This window comes from Ruegeria intermedia, from assembly GCF_900129345.1.
GTDB lineage: Bacteria > Pseudomonadota > Alphaproteobacteria > Rhodobacterales > Rhodobacteraceae > Ruegeria > Ruegeria intermedia.
Window position 1 is genome coordinate 124,906 of the sequence record NZ_FQVK01000005.1, and the last position, 18,622, is coordinate 143,527.

Annotated in this window: 18 protein-coding genes and 1 tRNA gene; 14 read left to right on the forward strand and 5 right to left on the reverse strand. The window is 63.0% G+C overall.

Going from position 1 to position 18,622, the window contains the following annotated elements:
• The first annotated feature begins 34 nt into the window (after positions 1-34).
• From F3H26_RS05520 to F3H26_RS05530, 3 genes are read left to right on the forward strand one after another with little or no spacing between them, the layout of a single operon-like run.
• On the forward strand, positions 35-460 hold the full coding sequence (locus F3H26_RS05520; protein ID WP_223162445.1) for a DUF2924 domain-containing protein: 426 nt from the start codon (positions 35-37) through the stop codon (positions 458-460).
• Positions 457-1,785 carry a recombinase family protein gene (locus F3H26_RS05525; protein ID WP_223162439.1) on the forward strand — a complete coding sequence of 443 codons (1,329 nt, stop codon included), beginning with the start codon at positions 457-459 and terminating at the stop codon, positions 1,783-1,785. The genes F3H26_RS05520 and F3H26_RS05525 overlap by 4 nt, the downstream gene beginning before the upstream one ends.
• The gene (locus tag F3H26_RS05530; RefSeq protein WP_149775058.1) at positions 1,782-2,165 is read left to right on the forward strand and encodes a hypothetical protein; all 384 of its coding nucleotides are present in this window, start codon (positions 1,782-1,784) and stop codon (positions 2,163-2,165) included. The genes F3H26_RS05525 and F3H26_RS05530 overlap by 4 nt, the downstream gene beginning before the upstream one ends.
• Before the next feature lie 268 nt (positions 2,166-2,433).
• Here the strand turns inward: F3H26_RS05530 and F3H26_RS05535 are convergent, their stop codons facing one another.
• From F3H26_RS05535 to F3H26_RS05555, 5 genes are all read right to left on the reverse strand, one after another.
• Positions 2,434-3,546, reverse strand: a complete 1,113-nt coding sequence (locus F3H26_RS05535; protein ID WP_188127703.1) for a hypothetical protein — start codon at positions 3,544-3,546, stop codon at positions 2,434-2,436.
• A 770-nt stretch (positions 3,547-4,316) separates the two neighbouring features.
• Positions 4,317-4,393, reverse strand: a tRNA-Arg gene (locus F3H26_RS05540).
• 64 nt (positions 4,394-4,457) lie between these two features.
• Complete coding sequence (locus F3H26_RS05545) at positions 4,458-5,840, reverse strand: sensor histidine kinase (RefSeq protein ID WP_149775060.1); 1,383 nt, start codon at positions 5,838-5,840, stop codon at positions 4,458-4,460.
• A gap of 18 nt (positions 5,841-5,858) precedes the next feature.
• Positions 5,859-7,277 (reverse strand): dihydrolipoyl dehydrogenase family protein, encoded by a 1,419-nt coding sequence (locus F3H26_RS05550; protein ID WP_149775061.1) that lies wholly within the window; start codon positions 7,275-7,277, stop codon positions 5,859-5,861.
• A 3-nt stretch (positions 7,278-7,280) separates the two neighbouring features.
• On the reverse strand, positions 7,281-8,012 hold the full coding sequence (locus F3H26_RS05555) for a TVP38/TMEM64 family protein (RefSeq protein ID WP_149775062.1): 732 nt from the start codon (positions 8,010-8,012) through the stop codon (positions 7,281-7,283).
• Positions 8,013-8,307: 295 nt separating this feature from the next.
• On the opposite strand from F3H26_RS05555, the gene rpmH reads away from it, so the two are divergent.
• From rpmH to F3H26_RS05610, 11 genes are all read left to right on the forward strand, one after another.
• On the forward strand, positions 8,308-8,442 hold the full coding sequence (gene rpmH / locus F3H26_RS05560; RefSeq protein ID WP_005980833.1) for a 50S ribosomal protein L34: 135 nt from the start codon (positions 8,308-8,310) through the stop codon (positions 8,440-8,442).
• A 26-nt stretch (positions 8,443-8,468) separates the two neighbouring features.
• The gene (gene rnpA / locus F3H26_RS05565; protein ID WP_149775063.1) at positions 8,469-8,891 is read left to right on the forward strand and encodes a ribonuclease P protein component; all 423 of its coding nucleotides are present in this window, start codon (positions 8,469-8,471) and stop codon (positions 8,889-8,891) included.
• Complete coding sequence (gene yidD, locus F3H26_RS05570; RefSeq protein WP_149775064.1) at positions 8,888-9,127, forward strand: membrane protein insertion efficiency factor YidD; 240 nt, start codon at positions 8,888-8,890, stop codon at positions 9,125-9,127. The genes rnpA and yidD overlap by 4 nt, the downstream gene beginning before the upstream one ends.
• Before the next feature lie 78 nt (positions 9,128-9,205).
• Positions 9,206-10,861, forward strand: a complete 1,656-nt coding sequence (locus F3H26_RS05575; RefSeq protein ID WP_149775065.1) for an acyl-CoA dehydrogenase family protein — start codon at positions 9,206-9,208, stop codon at positions 10,859-10,861.
• Between the two features lie 9 nt (positions 10,862-10,870).
• The gene (gene ttcA / locus F3H26_RS05580) at positions 10,871-11,764 is read left to right on the forward strand and encodes a tRNA 2-thiocytidine(32) synthetase TtcA (protein ID WP_149775066.1); all 894 of its coding nucleotides are present in this window, start codon (positions 10,871-10,873) and stop codon (positions 11,762-11,764) included.
• Positions 11,765-11,832: 68 nt separating this feature from the next.
• Positions 11,833-13,374 carry a putative bifunctional diguanylate cyclase/phosphodiesterase gene (locus F3H26_RS05585; RefSeq protein ID WP_149775067.1) on the forward strand — a complete coding sequence of 514 codons (1,542 nt, stop codon included), beginning with the start codon at positions 11,833-11,835 and terminating at the stop codon, positions 13,372-13,374.
• A gap of 116 nt (positions 13,375-13,490) precedes the next feature.
• Positions 13,491-15,320, forward strand: coding sequence for a membrane protein insertase YidC (yidC, locus tag F3H26_RS05590; RefSeq protein WP_149775068.1), 1,830 nt, complete (start codon positions 13,491-13,493; stop codon positions 15,318-15,320).
• Entirely contained in the window at positions 15,317-16,054 is a 738-nt protein-coding gene (locus F3H26_RS05595; RefSeq protein WP_149775069.1) for an MOSC domain-containing protein, read from the forward strand. The genes yidC and F3H26_RS05595 overlap by 4 nt, the downstream gene beginning before the upstream one ends.
• Positions 16,051-16,704, forward strand: a complete 654-nt coding sequence (gene yihA, locus F3H26_RS05600) for a ribosome biogenesis GTP-binding protein YihA/YsxC (protein ID WP_149775070.1) — start codon at positions 16,051-16,053, stop codon at positions 16,702-16,704. The genes F3H26_RS05595 and yihA overlap by 4 nt, the downstream gene beginning before the upstream one ends.
• Entirely contained in the window at positions 16,701-17,066 is a 366-nt protein-coding gene (locus tag F3H26_RS05605; RefSeq protein ID WP_223162441.1) for a DUF2946 family protein, read from the forward strand. Before yihA ends, F3H26_RS05605 begins: the two co-directional genes overlap by 4 nt.
• 66 nt (positions 17,067-17,132) lie before the next feature.
• Positions 17,133-18,536: a PepSY-associated TM helix domain-containing protein gene (locus F3H26_RS05610; RefSeq protein WP_149775071.1), complete on the forward strand. Its 1,404-nt coding sequence runs from the start codon at positions 17,133-17,135 to the stop codon at positions 18,534-18,536.
• Positions 18,537-18,622 lie beyond the last annotated feature (86 nt).

An 18,622-nucleotide genomic window follows, 5' to 3' on the forward strand; every position in this document is an offset into this window, starting at 1 on the left:
CGATCCAAACCTGGACCAGACGGTACTGTCGCGCATGGCCGCCCTGAAGGCGATGTCGGTCAAGGAACTCAAAGCCCAATGGGAAAAACTTATCGGCACCTCGGCACCAAACAATAGCCGGGCATTTCTTGAACTTCGGATCGCATATCGGATCCAGGAGCTAACTTACGGCGGCCCAGATCGGGAAACCCGCCGCATGCTGGATCTGCTGGCAGACGAGGTTGAAGGCCATGCCCGCCGCAAACATCAGATCGCCGATCCCCGCAATCCTGTGGCCGGAACGAAACTCCTGCGCGAATGGGACGGCGCCGAGCATACCGTCACAGTGCTGAAGGACGGCTTTGACTGGCAAGGCCGTAAATACAAATCACTCTCGGCCGTGGCCCGCGCCATCACCGGAACGCGCTGGAATGGGTATCGCTTTTTCGGGCTGCGTGAACGCAAGCAGGAGGAAGCATGATGGACATTAACACCCGCCCCAACCGTCGTCTGCGCTGCGCCATCTACACGCGTAAGTCGACCGAAGAAGGGCTCGACATGGAGTTCAACACCCTCGACGCGCAGCGAGAGGCCTGTGAGGCCTATATCGCCAGTCAGAAGTCCGAGGGATGGGTGGCCACCCGCGACCGCTATGACGATGGTGGATTTTCTGGCGGCAATCTGGAGCGCCCCGGCTTGAAGCAGTTGCTGACAGACATCGACGATGGGCTGATCGACGTGGTCGTGGTCTACAAGATCGACCGACTGTCGCGCTCACTGATGGACTTTTCCAAATTGGTCGAGGTCTTCGACCGCAACGGCGTCACCTTCGTGTCGGTCACGCAGTCGTTCAACACCACAACCTCGATGGGGCGGCTGACGCTGAACATCCTGCTCAGTTTCGCCCAGTTTGAACGTGAGGTCATTGGTGAGCGCATCCGCGACAAGGTGGCAGCATCGCGCAAGCGCGGGATCTGGATGGGAGGCTACGTGCCCCTCGGCTATGATGTGCAGGATCGCAAGCTGCTGGTGAACGACGCCGAGGCCGCATCGGTCCGACGCATTTTCGAGCGGTTTGTCGAACTTGGCTCCGCCACGGTTTTGGCCCGCGAACTTCGCCGCGACGGCTTCCGCAATAAGCAGGGAACGCTGATCGACAAGGGCTACCTCTACCGGCTCCTGAACAACCGTGTTTATCGCGGTGAGGCCGTCCACAAGGGTAAGGCCTACCCCGGCGAGCATGACGCCATCATCGACGAGGCACTCTGGGATCAAGTCCACGCAATCCTCAAGGAAAGCCCTCGCAAACGTGCCAACAACAGCCGGTCGCGGACACCCGCACTCCTGAAAGGGTTGATCTTCAGCGACACCGGCGCAGCCATGACGCCGACCAGCACGAAGAAGGGCGCGAAACTTTATCGCTACTATGTGTCGATGGACGTGATCCGGAACCGCGAGACAGGTGAAGAAACCGCCCCAATGCGGCTCGCCGCCGGAATGGTCGAGGATGCGGTCGTGACCGAAGTTCGACGCATCCTGCAAACGCCAGAGGTTGTCACGCAGGTGCTGGCCGCCCTGAAACGCGACGGCGGCGCGGCATCGGAGGCGGATGCCGTCGCAGCCCTGCAGGAATTCAGCGCTCTGTGGTCGCAACTCTTCCCCGCTGAACAGGCCCGCATCATCCAGCTGCTGGTGCGGCGTGTAACCGTCACTGCCGCAGGGCTTGAGGTCGACATTCGCCGCGAGGGGATTGCGGGCGTCATCCGCGAGATGGTCGCGCCGCGCAATCTGGAGGCTGCGGAATGACCAAGCCTGATAACACGATCCGCGTACTGATCCCGTTGACGGTCCGCAAGAAGAACGGGCGGCCCAAAATCCTACCGCCCTCTGACTATCGGCCGAGCGATGACCAGACCCAAGACCCGCATGTTCTGCGCGCTATCGGCCGCGCATGGGGATGGCGGCGGCGCATGGATGCAGGTGAATTCGCCACAATCCAGGAACTGGCTGAAGCCGTCGGTTTGGCTGAGCGCCATGTCAGCCGCCAGTTGCGACTGGCATACCTCGCGCCGGAGGTACTCAAGCGGCTGACCTGCGGGCGGGAGGTGTCGGCAGTCAGCCTGTACGATCTGTGTTTTCTGGCTGGAGAGGCTTGGGGGGCACAGTTTGAGCGCGTGTTCGATTGATCGATGATGCCTCGCCCTCAAAGAAGCATGACCCGGGCCTGTTTTAGATGGAGCGGACGTTCGTGCATTCTGCAGCAAATGCCGGGTGAGGGCCCAAAGTACACGTTGGTGACGCAAGCAGCATCCGTCGCGATGGGCGGAAAGGAGCCGTTCGCTGCGCTGTAGGGCTGCTTGAAGGGGCGAGGGATGTGCCGAGATCAAAAGGGCTCATAGCGTCCTCTCCTGCGCCGCTGACATCCAGTTGCCTAAAGCTCAGTGAACGCGATAGCTAACTTTTGTTGCTTGCGCTCAATACGCGCCTCAGTCGCCGTCGCGCGACATTAAGGCCACCTGTCACGAAAGAGAGCGCAAGTGAAGTCACAACGCCAATAAGGCCAACTACCATTCCATAGACTTCGTCGCTGTATCTCATTGTGGCGCGCACCAGCTTGCTTTTGCCTACAACCTTCAAGTAACCGACCGTTTGATTTTTATAGGTTTTTGAAACGGAAGCTATCTTGCGCAACTCAAGTGCGTTGCTTGTATTTTCAAGAATGTAAACGGTTTGAGCAGGCCCGGCCTGTGATAACGTTGAACCGACGTGCTTTGCCGAGTCAATCGCTGGCTGTAGCGCTGGTCCACTAATAGCCATCTTTAAACCGCCAATGGACCGAACCTGAGAAAGCATTTTCCAGTTGATCCCTTTGGTAGCGGCAGTCAGCAGTTCACGCTGCATCCAGAGCGGCAACTTTCCAGCATTACGTACCAATTTGATTGTGCTTGCGCCCACTTTGACCGGTAACGTGGCGGGCGAACCAGCGCCCAGGCTTGCAACTGTCATTGCGGTGGCCCCCAACCCCACGACGGACAATGTAGCGTCCACTTTGTCTATTTCCTCGCCACGAATGTAGGCGTCCCCCGCCTGCCAAACCCCTTGCAGGTCGCCAACTGATGTCAGTTCGATGGGAAGCCTGCAGGTCAAGATATCCAACCCATCGCATAGGGCCACGTCCCATGCACATTTTGCGCAGCTCAATGCCTGTTGTTGTAGTGAATGATCCTCTGCTCTCGCCGTTTCCAGTTTCTGAGCAAGTTGCGGCGACAGGCTATCACCACGGGTTGAAGCAATTTCTTCAAGGCTGTCAATGACGACCCAGTCTCTTGGAACCGCGTCTAGAGCTTCTGCTAGTTTCTTCTCAATTTGACCGGATGATGTTCCATTGACGGCAAGCCGAGCTAACGCTCTCGAGAGCTCTGCCTCACTCAGGTCGATAAGTAGACTGCCGGACCAACTTCTAGAAAATTGAACGATGTTCCAAGTCGTGAACGCTAAGGAAATCACAAAGCCCCCCAAAAGCAGCACGTTCAGAAAGCGGTTTAAATATGATGGTTTCAAACTCAAAGCCCAATTGTTGAAACACAAAGATTGCCATCAATGCGCGAATAGTTGCAAGCTCAATTGGGTGTCATGCTATTTGTGTGTCTGACGCCGTCAGCTGAGGGGTAATACTTATCTGCTTTCGCTGCAGGTGCGCCAAACAGTCATTGCCGGACGCCACAGAAGTCGCCCCAAATTTGAAGCGACGGCACTTATTGCAGACCCAATCGAATGGATTATAGAACCTATTTTGACAGCCATCCCTCAATGTATCAATGGCACAAAAAATTGCCAGTGACAGCGGCGCGCCTGCTTGGGAACGGGTAAAGCCTAGATGGCGTCGGTATGCAAACGTCTTGCCGTGCCAGGAGGTTATGGCTGCTTCGTCCGCATCTCAGTTGTTGCTGCAAGCTGCAGCGAATGACCGGTCTGGGATGTGGTGGCCGCTGTGCCGGTAGGATCGCCGCCCGCCCATAGGACGACCCATCTCACCCAACCATTCGCGCCGTCGCGCACAACCACGCCGCCTTCGGGTGTCTCTGTCCGCACCGAAAGCAGACAAACCTCTTGCAACTGCGGCGTAGTGCAATTTTGCCAAAATACTGAAAAGGCGTAGCTTTTTGAATCCGTCTCGATTTGGATGAAGGGCGGATGGAAAGAGACGCGGGGCGTTCAGAGACCGATTTCGGCGGAAACGCCAGTCTCCGAAAGTCGGATGGCCTCGCTAAACCCCTTTGAAACAAAAAGAAAAAAGGCCCACAGTGGGGCCTTATCTCGGGTTCGCGAATAGTTTGTGGCGGACCGAGGAGGATTCGAACCCCCGACCCCTTGATTCGTAGTCAAGTACTCTATCCAGCTGAGCTATCGGTCCGCGTTGGTGAGGCGGTATTTAGACCCGCCGCCCGAGACGTGCAACCCGATTCTGCAAAAATTTTTCAAAAACCCGTATCGCCGCGCGGAAGCCTTATTTCAAAGGCCGTGCCATCCGGTCCGGTGCGGCGCAGAACCAATTCGCCGCCATGTCCGCGCACCAATTCCTGCGAAATCGCCAGCCCCAGCCCCGATCCGCCCTTGCGCACGCCGCCCTGAAACGGCGTGAACAGATTCTCCTGCGCGCGGGGCGGCAGTCCCGGACCGGTGTCTTCGATATCGATGAGCCAGGCATCGTCGTCCTCGCGCGCGGACAGGATGATCCGGCCCGGCTGCCCCGACGCCACCAGCGCCTGCCGGGCGTTGCGCACGAGGTTCATCAGAACCCGGAACATCTGTTCGGGGTCGGCGCGAAGGACCATGTCCTCGGGAACTTCGTTGCGAATCTCGATACGCGCGTCGTCCACCGCCAGCGCCTCGCTGCCGACCACGTCCGCCGCCACGTCGCGCAAACGCACCATGGTCAGCGTCGGCGCCGGCTCTTCGGCGCGGCCGAAGGCCAGCGTGCTTTCGCACAGCGACACCGCCCGGGTGATCGAGTTGACCAGCTTGGGCGCCATGCGACGCACCAACGGGTCTTCGCTGGCCTCGAGCCGGTCGGTGAACAGCTGGGCCGAGGTCAGGATGTTGCGCAGATCATGGCTGACCTTGGCCACCGCACCACCAAGTTGTGCAAGCCTCTCGCGCTGTTTCAGGGCATGGGTCAGGTCGGTCTGCAACATCTGCAGGGCTTCTTCGGCCTCGCGCAGTTCGGTCACCTTTGACTGGGGTGAAATGATCCCGCGCGCATCTTCGGGCGCACGGGCATAGCGCTGCATATAGCCCACCACGCTCTTGATCGGGCGCACCAGCACCACCCGCACGGCGAGAAACAGAAAAAACGCGGTGATGATCGAGATGACGAAGGACAGGCCCAGGATGCGCAGGCCATAGTCGATCATCGCCATCCGCAGCGGCGCCGTATCCATCGTGACCTCGATCAGCAGGCCGGCGTCGCGGACCGGTTGGCCGATCACGCGGATGATCTCGTTTTCGGGGGTGAACAGCCGCAGCATCGCATCGCGGATCAGAACCCACGGCCCCGCATGGCGCAGATCAAAGGTTCGGGAGACCTCGCCGGGTATGGGCGAGGACAGCATCAGCTGGCGCACCTCATCCCGGCGCAGCACCACGTTGTAGACCCCGGCATTGGCCAGAAGCTCGGCCTCCAGCTCTTCGGCCAGCATGTCGTCGGCCAGCAGCGCCAGCGAGGCGATCTGGGCGCGTTCCAGCCGGTTCAGCAGGAAATCCTCGCGGAAGCGCGCGATCGACGGCACGAAGATCAGCACCTCGGCCAACATCACGAAGACCGTCGTCAAGATCAGGAAACGACCCGACAGCGAGTTCAAGTGGCGCTCCTTTCCCGATCAGGGGAGCCAGCGCTGGACCAGCCTGACCACCCGTTCAACCATCTGATTCTCAAACAGTCTTGGCGAGAAATAAGCGCCCGCCACCCGTTTGTTAAGCTCTCCGATCGTGGGATAGGGCGACACCATCGCCGCGATCTGGCTCATCTTCAGGTTATTGGCCAGCGCCAGAGACCACAAGTTGATCAGTTCGCCGGCCTGATGACCCACGATTGTGGCCCCCACCGGGCGCCCCTTGACGACCATGACCTTGATGAACCCGGTCGTTTTGCGTTCGGCCACGGCGCGATCGTTGTGGGCATAGTCGAACCGGACGATCTCGACCCTGCCGCCGTGGCGGTCGCGCGCCTGCGCCTCGGTCAGGCCGACCTGGGCCAGTTCGGGGTCGGTATAGGTCGCCCAGGGGATGTGCGCCGTTTTGGCCTTGGACGGCAGCCCGAACAGGGCCGACCGGATGATGACCCCGGCGTGATACCCCGCCACATGGGTGAACTGGAGCCCGCCCGCGACGTCGCCGATCGCGTAGACCCTGCGGTTGGTGGTGCGCAGGCTGTCATCCACCTTGATGCCCGTGCGCGTCCGGTCGATCCCGGCAGCCTGCAGGTTCAGGCGGTCGATGTTGGCCTTGCGCCCCACCGCCAGCAGCAGGTGCGAGCCCGCATGGACCGCGCCGTCCTCGGTGACGACTTCGACCGCGCCGGCCTTCCCGCGCACCCGGGCCACCATCGCGTGTTCCAGAATCTCGACCCCTTCGGCGCGCAGGGTCTCCAGCACCACTGCGGCTGCCTCGGGGTCATCCTTGCCCAGCGCCCGCGCGCCTTCGATCACCGTCACCTTGCAGCCCAGCCGGACATGCGCCTGCGCCATCTCCACGCCGATGGGGCCGCCACCGATGATCAGCAGGTGGTCGGGCTTGTCGCGCAGGTCGAAGATGGTTTCGTTGGTCTCAAACGGCACGTCATCCAGCCCCGGGATCGGCGGCACCAGCGGCGACGAGCCTGTGGCCAGCACCACGCGGCGGGCGGTGATGACGAAATCGCCGGCCTGAACCTGCGTGGGCGACAGAAAGACACCCCAGTCGCGAATGACGCGCACGCCGAACCCCTCGAACCGTTCCTGGCTGTCCATGGGCTCGATCTGTGCGATCACGTCCCGAACATGGTCTTTGGCGGCGGCATAGTCCACCTGTGGCGCGTGGTCGGCAACGCCGAACGGCGCGGCATGGCTCTGCGCATGCGCGAGTTTGGCGCTGGCCAGCAGGGCCTTGGACGGGACGCAGCCATAGTTCAGGCAATCTCCCCCCATCTTGTGCCCTTCCAGCAGGATCACGTCGGCGCCCATCTGGCTGGCCCCGGCGGCCACCGACAGGCCACCCGACCCGGCCCCGATCACCAGGATGTCGGTCTTGAGTTCTTGCATGGATCAAAGGCCCCTTCGGCCGCGAATGAGTTTGAGGAGAATCGGCAGAGCCGCCAGCGCGCACAGCCCCAGGATCGGGCCGATCACGAAGGGCTCGGTCAGCAGCGACAGGTCCGGCGTCTCGCCCCGGTCGAACACACCACCCAGACCGACGCCGATCCAGGTATAGACGATGCCGCCCGGAATGATGCCCAGCGCCGTGGTCAGCAGAAAGTTCCGGAACTTCACCCCCACCAGCGCCGGCACCAGATTGGCGACGAAGAACGGCACCACCGGCACCAGCCGCATCAGGAACAGCACCGGGATCTCGTTCTCGCGCAACCCATCCTTGATTCGTTTGACGGTGCCTTCCGAAGCCTCCAGCCGCGCCGTCAACGCCTCGCCCAACCCCCAGCGGGCCGCCAGAAAGATCGCCGAGGCCCCCACGGTTGCGGCAAAGACGTTGAACACGGTGCCCGCGAACAGCCCGAACAGGAATCCGCCCGTCATCGAGGCTACGGCCGCACCGGGCAGTGAAAAGGTGACGATCAGGACATAGACCATGATGAAAACGCCCGCCAACGACCAGTAGTTGGCATCGCGCCAGGCCAACAGCGCCTCGCGATTGTCGCGGAGGGTTTCAAAGGTCAGGTAGTCGCCCAGCGCAAAGAAACCGACGACGGCAACCGTCAGGATCACTAGCAAGGGAATGTGTCGCGCCACCCCACTGCGCGGCACCTGGGTGGTTTCGGTCATTTCGTCGTCCGGGTTCGAATGCTTCATCTGCCCCACAAGATGCGCGCTTGGCCTTTTGTACAACAGGGTCTTCACGCCGGGTTGAACACGCACCGGTTCAATGTGAGAAATCCGCCGTCCACGGGCTGATTCTGAAACTTTTGCCCGGTCGCCCGACAGAATTGTTGCAAAAGGCACGAAAACCGTTGCGATGGGGTTTGACTTGCCCGCCGGTTCCCAGTAGAGGACGGGCTTCGAACACCACGGGCAGGCGAATCCGCGCCGCACCCGACCGCCAAAGATTGGAGACGGAGCGATGAAACGCACCTATCAGCCTTCGAACCTGGTTCGCAAACGCCGCCACGGTTTCCGCGCGCGCATGGCCACCAAGGCCGGCCGCAAGATCCTGAACGCACGCCGTGCCCGCGGCCGCAAGTCGCTGAGCGCATAAACCGCGCGACCTTTCAGGTTTTGAACATGACGCCGCCGGAGGCCCCTGTGGATGGCACTGACCACCTCGGGGATATGCCCCCGGCGGCGTCCGTTTGCGCGCCCGCCCTGTCGGTACTGCGCAAGCGCAGCGATTTCCTCAGGGCCGCACGGGCACGACGACAGGGCACGCCTTCCATGATGGTGCAGGCCCGCAAGCGCGCACCGGATGAGGCCGAGGGCATTCGTGTCGGGTTCACCTGCTCGAAAAAGGTCGGCAATGCCGTAGCCCGCAACCGGGCCAAGCGCCGCCTGCGCGAGGCGGCCCGCGCCGTTCTTCCAGACCATGGCCGGGACGGGTGGGACTACGTCTTGATCGGACGGGCCGAGGTGACCGCCGCCCGCCCCTTTGACGCCCTGCTGGACGATCTGCGCCAGGCCCTGCGCAAGATCCACAGCCCGCGCAAATGACCCTGCTTGCCCATATCCTCGCACTGCCCATCCGGGCCTACCGGCTGATCTTCAGCCCCTGGGTGGGGTTCAACTGCCGCTATCAACCGACCTGCTCGGCCTATGCGTTGGAAGCACTGGAAAAGCATGGCCCGATCAAGGGCGCATGGCTGGCTGCGCGCCGCATCGGGCGCTGCCACCCCTGGGGCGGCGACGGCTATGACCCGGTGCCAGACGACACCCCCGACGCGCCCTGATCTGACACCCCGTCACGCTTGACCCAAGGGGGGTGCGCCGCTGAACATCGGTTTCAGCAACAACCGTCCGAGGCGCCCATGTCCAGATCCAACGCCCGCCAGTCTCTGCCCACGCATGAGGTGACGAACCAACCGCCCGAGCGCGGCGACACCGACCTGTGGGCCTCTGATCCGGTTCTGCGCGAATGCGCCACGCGCGCCGGGGCGCGCGCCGCTCCACTGGCCGCCTACGGGGCCGCTCTGGGCCGGGCCGAAACGCGCGACGCCGGGCGCGACGCCAACCTGCACCCGCCCGAACTCTGCCTCTTCGACCGGGGCGGCCGCCGTCTGGACGAGGTGCGGTTCCACCCGGCCTACCATCACATGATGGATCTGAGCCAGTCGGCAGGCTATGCCGCGCTTGCCTGGGACCGAGCGCCGGGCGGTCACACCACCCATGCCGCGATGGTCTATCTGGCCAGCCAGGTCGAGCCGGGCCATTGCTGCCCGCTGACCATGACCTATGCCGCCGTGCCGGCGCTGGCCGCCAACCCCGAACTGGCCGAAATCTGGCGCCCGAAACTGACCGCCGACACTTATGACCCGGCCCCCCGCCCGATCCGGGAAAAACGCTCGGCGACCTTGGGCATGGCTATGACCGAGAAACAGGGCGGCTCGGACGTGCGCGCCAATACCACCACCGCCACCCGCGACGGCGATGCCTGGCGGCTGCGCGGCCACAAATGGTTCTGCTCGGCCCCGATGTCCGACGGGTTCCTGACGCTGGCGCAGGCGCCGGACGGGCTGACCTGCTTTCTGCTGCCCCGCTGGTTGGAAGGCGAGCGCAACGCCATCCACCTGATGCGCCTCAAGGACAAGCTGGGCAACCGCGCCAATGCCTCGTCCGAGGTCGAGTTCCATGACGCGCTGGCCTATCAGCTAGGGGACGAGGGGGCCGGCGTCCGCACGATCATCGAGATGGTGCATCACACCCGGCTCGACACCGCGATGGCGCCCGCCGGCCTGATGCGCGCAGCCCTGTCCGAAGCGCATCACTGGGTCAGCCACCGCAGCGCCTTTCAGCGCCGCCTGATCGACCAGCCGCTGATGCGCGCCGTGCTGGCCGATCTGGTGCTGGACTGGGAAGGCGCCCTGACCCTGGGCCTGCGCGTGGCCCGCGCCTTCGACGGGAACACCGCCGAAGACCGCGCCTTTGCCCGGATCGGAGTGGCGCTGGCCAAGTTCCTGTCGAACAAGCGCTGCCCCGTCGTGGCGGTCGAGGCGATGGAGGTGCTGGGCGGCATGGGCTATGTCGAGGACACGCCGATGCCGATGCTCTATCGCGAAGCGCCCCTGAACGGCATCTGGGAGGGGTCCGGTAACGTGATCTGCCTGGACATCCTGCGCAGCCTTGCGCGCGACCCGCTGGCCGCGCAGACCTTGCAGGCCGAACTGGACGTTGCAACCGGAGCCGACCGCCGGTATGACGCCGCTCTGAAGGCGCATCGCGACCGTTGGCCCACCCTGCCCCCCGAGGCCGAGGCGCGCTGGTTCGCCGAGGCCACCGCGCATCTGCTGACAGCCGGATTGCTGCTGCGCCACGCGCCCGGTGCGGTGGCCGATGGATACATCGCCACCCGGGTTCTGGGCGAAGGCGGGCGCATACCCGGATCGGTCTCGGGGCTGGATACCGACGCCCTGCTGGGCCGTCTGTCCGGCGAGGCGGGCCTTGCCCGGTGGGCGTATCTGCGGTAGGGGCTGCGCATGTTCGACGAAGCCGACGATATCCATCCGCTGTTTGCCGGTGCGCCCTCAACCACCGAGTTCAAGAAACTGCGCAAACGCATCGTGCGCCAGACGCGCGAGGCGATCGAGCAATACGGCATGGTTGACCCGTCGGCCCATGACAGGGATGGCAAACCGCCGCGCTGGCTGGTCTGCCTGTCCGGCGGCAAGGACAGCTATACCCTGCTGGCCGTTCTGTACGAGCTGAAATGGCGCGGCCTGCTGCCCGTGGACCTACTGGCCTGCAATCTGGATCAGGGGCAGCCGGGCTTTCCGGCCACCGTGCTGCCCGAGTTTCTGGAACGCATGGGCGTGCCGCACCGGATCGAGTATCAGGACACCTATTCCATCGTGGTCGACAAAGTGCCGCAGGGGCGCACCTATTGCGCGCTGTGCTCGCGCCTGCGCCGCGGCAACCTGTACCGGATCGCGCGCGAGGAAGGGTGCTCGGCCGTGGTGCTGGGGCATCACCGCGATGACATCCTGGAAACCTTCTTCATGAACCTGTTCCACGGCGGCCGTCTGGCGACCATGCCCCCGAAATTGGTGAACGAAGAAGGCGACCTGTTCGTCTATCGCCCGCTGGCCCATGTGGCCGAGGCCGACTGCGAGAAATTCGCCAAGGCGATGAACTATCCGATCATCCCCTGCGACCTGTGCGGCAGCCAGGACGGCCTGCAACGCCAGCAGGTCAAACAGATTCTGGACCAGTGGGAAAAGAACAGCCCCGGCCGCAGGCAGGTGATGTTCCGTGCGCTGACCAATGCGCGACCGTCCCACTTGCTTGACCCCGGACTCTTCGACTTTGCCGGCCTTTCGCTGAAACCGGCGAAGAACGCGGATGATCAGGGCGAAATACCGCGGTTGCGTTAACTTCTGACTCAGATTGGTTTTCTACCCTCGTCCGGCACGACAACGCCAAGGACGAAGGTCGAAACCCGATGCGGACCCATACATTCTTCAGACAGATCCGGCACGCGCTGCTGACCGTTCTCTCGATTCCGCAGGTGCTGGCTTTCGTTCCCGCACTCAGCCTCGCCGCGTTCTGGCTGGGCGGGGAAACCGCGCTGATCGTCACGGCCCTGGGCCTGCCCCTGGCCTTTCTGATCGCCCTGCGCCTGACTGACGGTGCCGTGCCCGACGGCGAGCATATCGCGGGCCTGGTTTCCAACGACGCATTCCGAATCCGGCTGGAGCAGATGCACCTGGCGGCGCGGGAGACCGGGCGCGACGCCGCCTGTCTGGTCATTGCCGTGGACCAGTTCGACGAGCTTCAGGACCTGCATGGTTCCGCCGCCGCAGACTTCATCGCCCAGCGATTCGGCGACCGGGTTCTATCGGTCATCCGCAGTCAGGACGTCGCGACCCGCATTTCCCGAAACACGTTCCTCATCGCCATGCACCCCTCCACGCAGCTCGGACTCGAGGCCTGCATTCAGGCATCGGGCCGCATTCAAAGCGTCGTCGAGGAACCCGTGCCGCTCAACAATGTCAGCGTCTACCTGTCCTGCTCGATCGGGTTCTGCCTGCAGTCCATGGTTCCCGATGGACCGGCGTCCGACTGGATCGAGGCCGCGCAGGCTGCGCTGTCCGAGGCTCAGCGAAACGGGCCGTCGACGATCCGGGCCTATACCTCCGAGACCCGGCGCCGGTCTGTGATCCACGTCAATCTTCGCAAAGAGCTTGAAGCCGCGCTGGACAACGGCGAAATCCAGCCGTGGTTTCAGCCACAGGTTTCGACCGATACGGGGGACATCACCGGTTTCGAGGCTCTGGCGCGCTGGAATCACCCCACCAAAGGGGTCCTGCGCCCGCAAGTATTCCTGCCTTTCGCAGAGCAGGCCAACCTGATGGGAATGCTTGGCCAGGCCATTCGACACCAGGCCTTTTCGGCCATGCGCGATTGGGATCGCGCCGGGGCGGTGGTGCCTAGGATCGGCATCAACTTTTCGTCGGAGGAACTGCGCGACCCCACGCTGATCGACCGCCTCAAATGGGAACTGGACCAGTGCGACCTGACCCCGGACCGGCTGGCCGTCGAAGTTCTCGAGACCGTGTTCGCGCGGCATCCCGACGATATCATTGCGCGCAACGTGGCACAGATGTCCGACATGGGCTGCCATATCGACCTGGATGACTTCGGCACCGGGCATGCCGCCTTCGCGTCGATCAAACGTTTCAACGTGAACCGCATCAAGATCGACCGATCCTTTGTCACCAACGCCGACAAGGACCCGGAACAGCAACAGCTCGTCGGCGCAATACTGACGATGGCCGAACGCCTGAATCTGGAAACTCTGGCCGAGGGCATCGAGACCCCTGGCGAGCATGCGCTGATGGCGCAGTTGGGCTGCCACCATGTTCAGGGCTACGGAATTTCCAAACCGATGCCCCGGGAAGAGACGTTGCAGTGGATCACCAACCACCGCAACGGCCTTAGGGGAGCGCCCGCGATCGGACGGAAAATGGGAGGCGATTCCTGAAATCGCCGCCCGCATTGCCGCCGCAACGGGCAATCAGCGGCGATTCCGCTTGACCTTTCGGGCTGCACTCTGTTGAACCCTGCGGTGTCTTTCACTGCTCAAGGTGGCTGTCCCCGATGGACGATCAGAACAAGAATCTCATCCTCGCAACCGCGCTCAGCTTTCTCGTGATCCTCGTGTGGTTCGTGCTGTTCCCGCCGCCGGAACCCGCAACGAACCTTGAGCAGACCGAGATCAGTGCGACCGACGGTGACGGGCTTCAAACACCGAGCGCCGCCGGGCCTTCGACCATAGGCGAGGCCACCTCGGAACCTGCTGAAGCGGCCCCCGAAGCCAACGCACCGCGGGTCGAGATCGACACCCCGCGCCTGACGGGCAGCCTTTCGCTGTCGGGTGGCCGGATCGATGAGCTGTTTCTGAAGGACTACAAGGTCTCGCTTGAAGACGACGCGCCCATCGTCGAACTTCTGTCGCCGGTGGGATCGGAATCCGCGTATTACGCGCTGTATGGTTGGGCCCCCGGTGCCGGGCTAGCGGGGACCGACGTGCCCGGCCCGAATACCTTGTGGCAAGTTGAGAGTGGCGAAACGCTGGGCGTGGACAGCCCGGTCACCCTGGTCTGGAACAACGGCAAGGGCCTGACCTTCCGTCGCACGATCGCGGTGGACGAAGACTATATGTTCACGGTGACCCAGTCGGTTGAAAACGCGAGCCAGACCGAGGTCGGCATGGCGCCTTATGGCATCCTTGCCCGGCATGGCATGGGCGAGGAGGGCGATCTGCCGGGGTTGAAGAATTTCTTCATCCTGCATGAAGGCGTGATCGGCATGGCCGACGGGACATTGTCCGAAGTCGATTACGGGGATGTCCGAGAATTCGACATCGACCCGAACGAACGCGCCCAGGCCGAGGTCTATCAGGTCAAGGAAAACGGCTGGATCGGCTTTACCGATCACTACTGGATGACCACACTGATCCCCGAGCCGGGTTCGGCCTTCAAGGCCGCCGCGAAATACGACGCCCGCCGCAAGATCTATCAGACGGAAACCGTACTGCCGACCTTGACGGTCGCACCCGGAGAAACCGCCCAGGTCACCACCCGGTTGTTTGCGGGGGCGAAGGAATGGGAAACCATCCGCGAATACCAGGCACAGGGCGTTCAGAAATTCATCGACAGCATCGATTGGGGCTGGTTCTTCTTCCTGACCAAGCCGATTTTCTGGTTGCTGCACAACATCAACGCCCTGATCGGCAACATGGGTTGGTCGATCATCGGCCTGACCCTGATCATCAAGGCGATTCTTTTCCCGCTGGCCTTCAAGTCCTACGTCTCGATGGCCAAGATGAAAGAGCTTCAGCCGCAGATGGAAGCCCTGAAAGAGGCGGCAGGCGACGATCGCCAAAAGCTGCAGCAGGGCATGATGGAGCTGTACAAGAAGGAAAAGGTCAACCCGGCCGCCGGCTGCCTGCCGATCCTGCTGCAGATCCCGATCTTCTTCTCGCTGTACAAGGTGATTTTCGTCACCATCGAATTGCGCCACGCGCCCTGGTTCGGCCCGTTCCGCGATCTGAGCGCGCCGGACCCGACCTCGATCATGAACCTGTTCGGCCTGCTGCCCTGGGCCGGTCCCGAGCCGGGCACCCTGATGGCGACCATCTTCATCGGGATTCTGCCGCTGCTGCTGGGGATCTCGATGTGGCTGCAGCAAAAGCTGAACCCGGCACCCACCGATCCGACCCAGGCCATGATCTTTGCCTGGATGCCTTGGGTCTTCATGTTCATGCTGGGCAGCTTCGCCAGCGGGCTGGTGATCTACTGGATCGCGAACAACACGATCACGTTCACCCAGCAGTACCTGATCATGCGCAGCCAGGGCTACAAGCCTGACGTATTCGGCAACATCATGTCCAGTTTCAAGCGGACACCGAAGACGGACGACAAATGACCGGGGCCGTCATCGAAATCTGGCGGCATCCGATCAAGAGCCACGGCAGGGAAGCCCTGCCCGAAGTCACCCTCATCCCCGGGCAGACCATGCCCGGGGATCGCGTTTGGGCGGTGGCGCATGAAATGTCCAAGGCCGACGGATCCCACTGGGTGCCCTGCGCCAATTTCAGCCGCGGCGCGAAGGCGCCCCGCCTGATGGCGATCTCGGCCGTTCTGGACAGGGATCGCGTGACCCTCAGCCACCCGGATCGGCCCGAACTGACCTTCCACCCGGACACAGAACAAGACCTGTTTCTGGAGTGGATCCGCCCGCTGATGCCCGCCGACCGCGCTGCATCTGCACGGATCGTCCGGGTTCCTGGCCGTGGTATGACCGACAGTGACTATCCCTCGGTCAGCCTGTGCAACATGGCCTCGCACCGCGCGGTCGAGCAGCGGCTGGGCCGCAAGCTGTCGATCTGTCGCTGGCGGGGCAACATCTGGTTCGACGGCCTGCCCCTGTGGGAAGAATTCGACTGGCTGGATCGCGAGGTCCGGATCGGCGATGCCGTCTTTCACATCAACGAGCGGATCACCCGCTGCCTGGCAACCACCGCCAACCCCGAGACCGGCCAACGCGACGCCGACACGCTGGGCGCCCTGCGCAGCTGGGATCATCAGGATTTCGGCGTCTATGCAACCGTGGTCCGCGGCGGCACGATCAAACGCGGTGACGAGGTACAGGTTCTATGAATAGTTTGGCTTTCCCCCTGGCCGCCGAGCCAGACGCGTTCGCCCTGGAAAAAGGCCGCAAGCTGTTTGCCGGCCCGTCCCAATTCGTCAAGGGCGTGGTGGCGATGAACGGCCTGCCCGCCCCCGACCGGCTCGAGGTCTGTTTCGCCGGCCGGTCGAACGTGGGCAAGTCCAGCCTGATCAACGCTCTGACCGGCACCAAGGGGTTGGCCCGCGCCTCGAACACGCCGGGCCGCACGCAAGAGATCAACTTCTTCACCCAAGGCCCCGACCTGTATCTGGTTGACCTGCCCGGCTATGGCTATGCCAATGCGCCGGTCAAGGTGGTCGAGAAATGGCAGCGCCTGCTGAAACAGTATCTGAGCGGACGGCAAACCCTGCGCCGGGCCTTCGTGCTGATCGATTCCCGCCACGGCGTGAAACCCGTGGATGACGAGATCATGAAGCTGCTGGACACCAGCGCCGTGACCTTTCAATGCGTGATGACCAAGGCCGACAAGGTCAAGGCCAAGGACCGCGAAAAGGTTCTGGGACAGGTGCGCGGCGCCTTGTCCAAACACCCCGCCGCCTATCCCGAGATCGTGCTGACCTCGTCCGAAAAGGGCGACGGCATCCCGACGCTGCGTTCGATTATCGCCAATCTGGAATGATGTTGCTGCGCGTCATATCGGTTCTGACTCTGGTTGCCGTGATGGTATCCGGTGCGATCCCGATGGGCTGGATGCCCACGCGCAACTCGGACGGGGCGATTATGATGGTGATCTGCACCGGCGACGGCCCGGTCGAGCGCTGGATCGACCCGGACGAGCACGCCCCGGACCACGACGAAACCGACGAACGCGGCGCCTGCCCCTATGGCGGGGTGAAACTGGCAACCCAATTGCCCGATGTGGGAACGGTGCTGCCCGCCGACTGGCCGGTTGCCGCGCGTTGGGCGCATGTGGAGTTCACCCATCGCAGCGCGGGCTTTTACGCCCGGTACGATGCCCGGGGTCCGCCCCTCCTCTCCTGAAACCGTGAACAAGACCTGAAACCTCGGCCGACCGGCCGGGGATGTTCCGAATTTCTGGAGACTGAAATGGCACAAGACAGCCAAACCGGGGGCGCGCAGGCGGCCCGGCGCGAGCATGCGCAAAAATTTTACATGGCCGCCTGGCGGTGGCACTTCTATGCGGGGCTTTTTGTCGTCCCGTTCCTGATCATCCTGGCGGTGACCGGCCTGATGATGATGTTCATCACCCAAGCCGATGGCCGCGACGGAGAAAAGATCGCAGTCGAGATCACCGGCCAGGCGATGCCCGCATCCGAACTGGCCGATCTGGTGCAGGCCCGCGTACCGGGCCGCGTGGTCGAATGGATCGGCCCCAAGGCGCCGGATCTGGCAACCGTGTTCCGCGTCAAAGCCGAAACCGGCCAGCGCATGGTGGCGATCGACCAGTATTCCGGCGAGGTGATCCAGGTCTGGGACCGTCGCGCGGGGTGGTACGATCTGGCCGACAACATCCACTCGACCCTGCTGATGGGCGATACCGGCGACCGCATTCTGGAAATCGCGGCCGGGATGGCGCTGCTGCTGGTGTTTACCGGCCTTTACATGTGGTGGCCGCGCGGGAACGTTTTGGCGGTCCTGGTGCCTGACCTGCGGGCGCGGGGCCGGGCCCTATGGAAATCGCTGCACGCGGTCACCGGGTTCTGGATGTCGCTGCTGCTGGTCGGGTTCCTGATCTCGGGCATGTCCTGGACCGGGATCTGGGGCGGCAAATTCGTACAGGCCTGGAGCAGCTTTCCGGCCGAGAAATGGGACGACGTCCCACTGTCGGACGATCTGCATGCCAGCATGAACCACGGCAGCCAGAACGACGTGCCCTGGGCGCTGGAACAGACGCCGATGCCGGCCTCGGGTTCGGAAGCGGGCGGTGCCGGGGTACCGGCGGGCGTTCCGGTCAATATCGATGCGATGGTTGCGCTGGGTGAGTCCCTGGGCATGCAGAACCGGTTCCGCGTCACCTATCCCAACGGCGACACGGGCGTGTGGACCCTGAACCGCGACAGCATGAGCGGCGATTCGACCGACGCCACCGAGGACCGCACCGTCCATGTCGACCAGTACACCGGCAAGATCCTGGCCGAAGTGCGGTTCCAGGATTACTCGCTGATGGGCAAGGCCATGGCGGTGGGCATTCCGCTGCATATGGGTCTGGCGGGACTGTGGAACTTTGTCCTGAACGTGGTGTTCTGCCTGTCGGTGATCTTTGTCTGCGTGTCCGGCGTGGTCATGTGGATCAAGCGGCGGCCCTCCGGCGCCAGCCGTCTGGCGGCGCCGCCGATGCCGGCCGAGATGCCCCTGTGGAAGGGCGCGGTGCTGGTCGGGCTGTTCACGGCCATGGCCTTTCCGCTGGTCGGGCTGACGCTGCTTGCGGTGCTGGCCGTCGACCTGCTGGTGGTCAGCAACATCCCTGCGGTTCGGCGCACCTTCAGCTGACCGGTTCGGGCGGTGCCCCAGTGGTGCCGCCCGTCTGCGTGGCGCGACAGCGTCCCCCTTTTGGCGCGCCACGCAACAAATCCTGC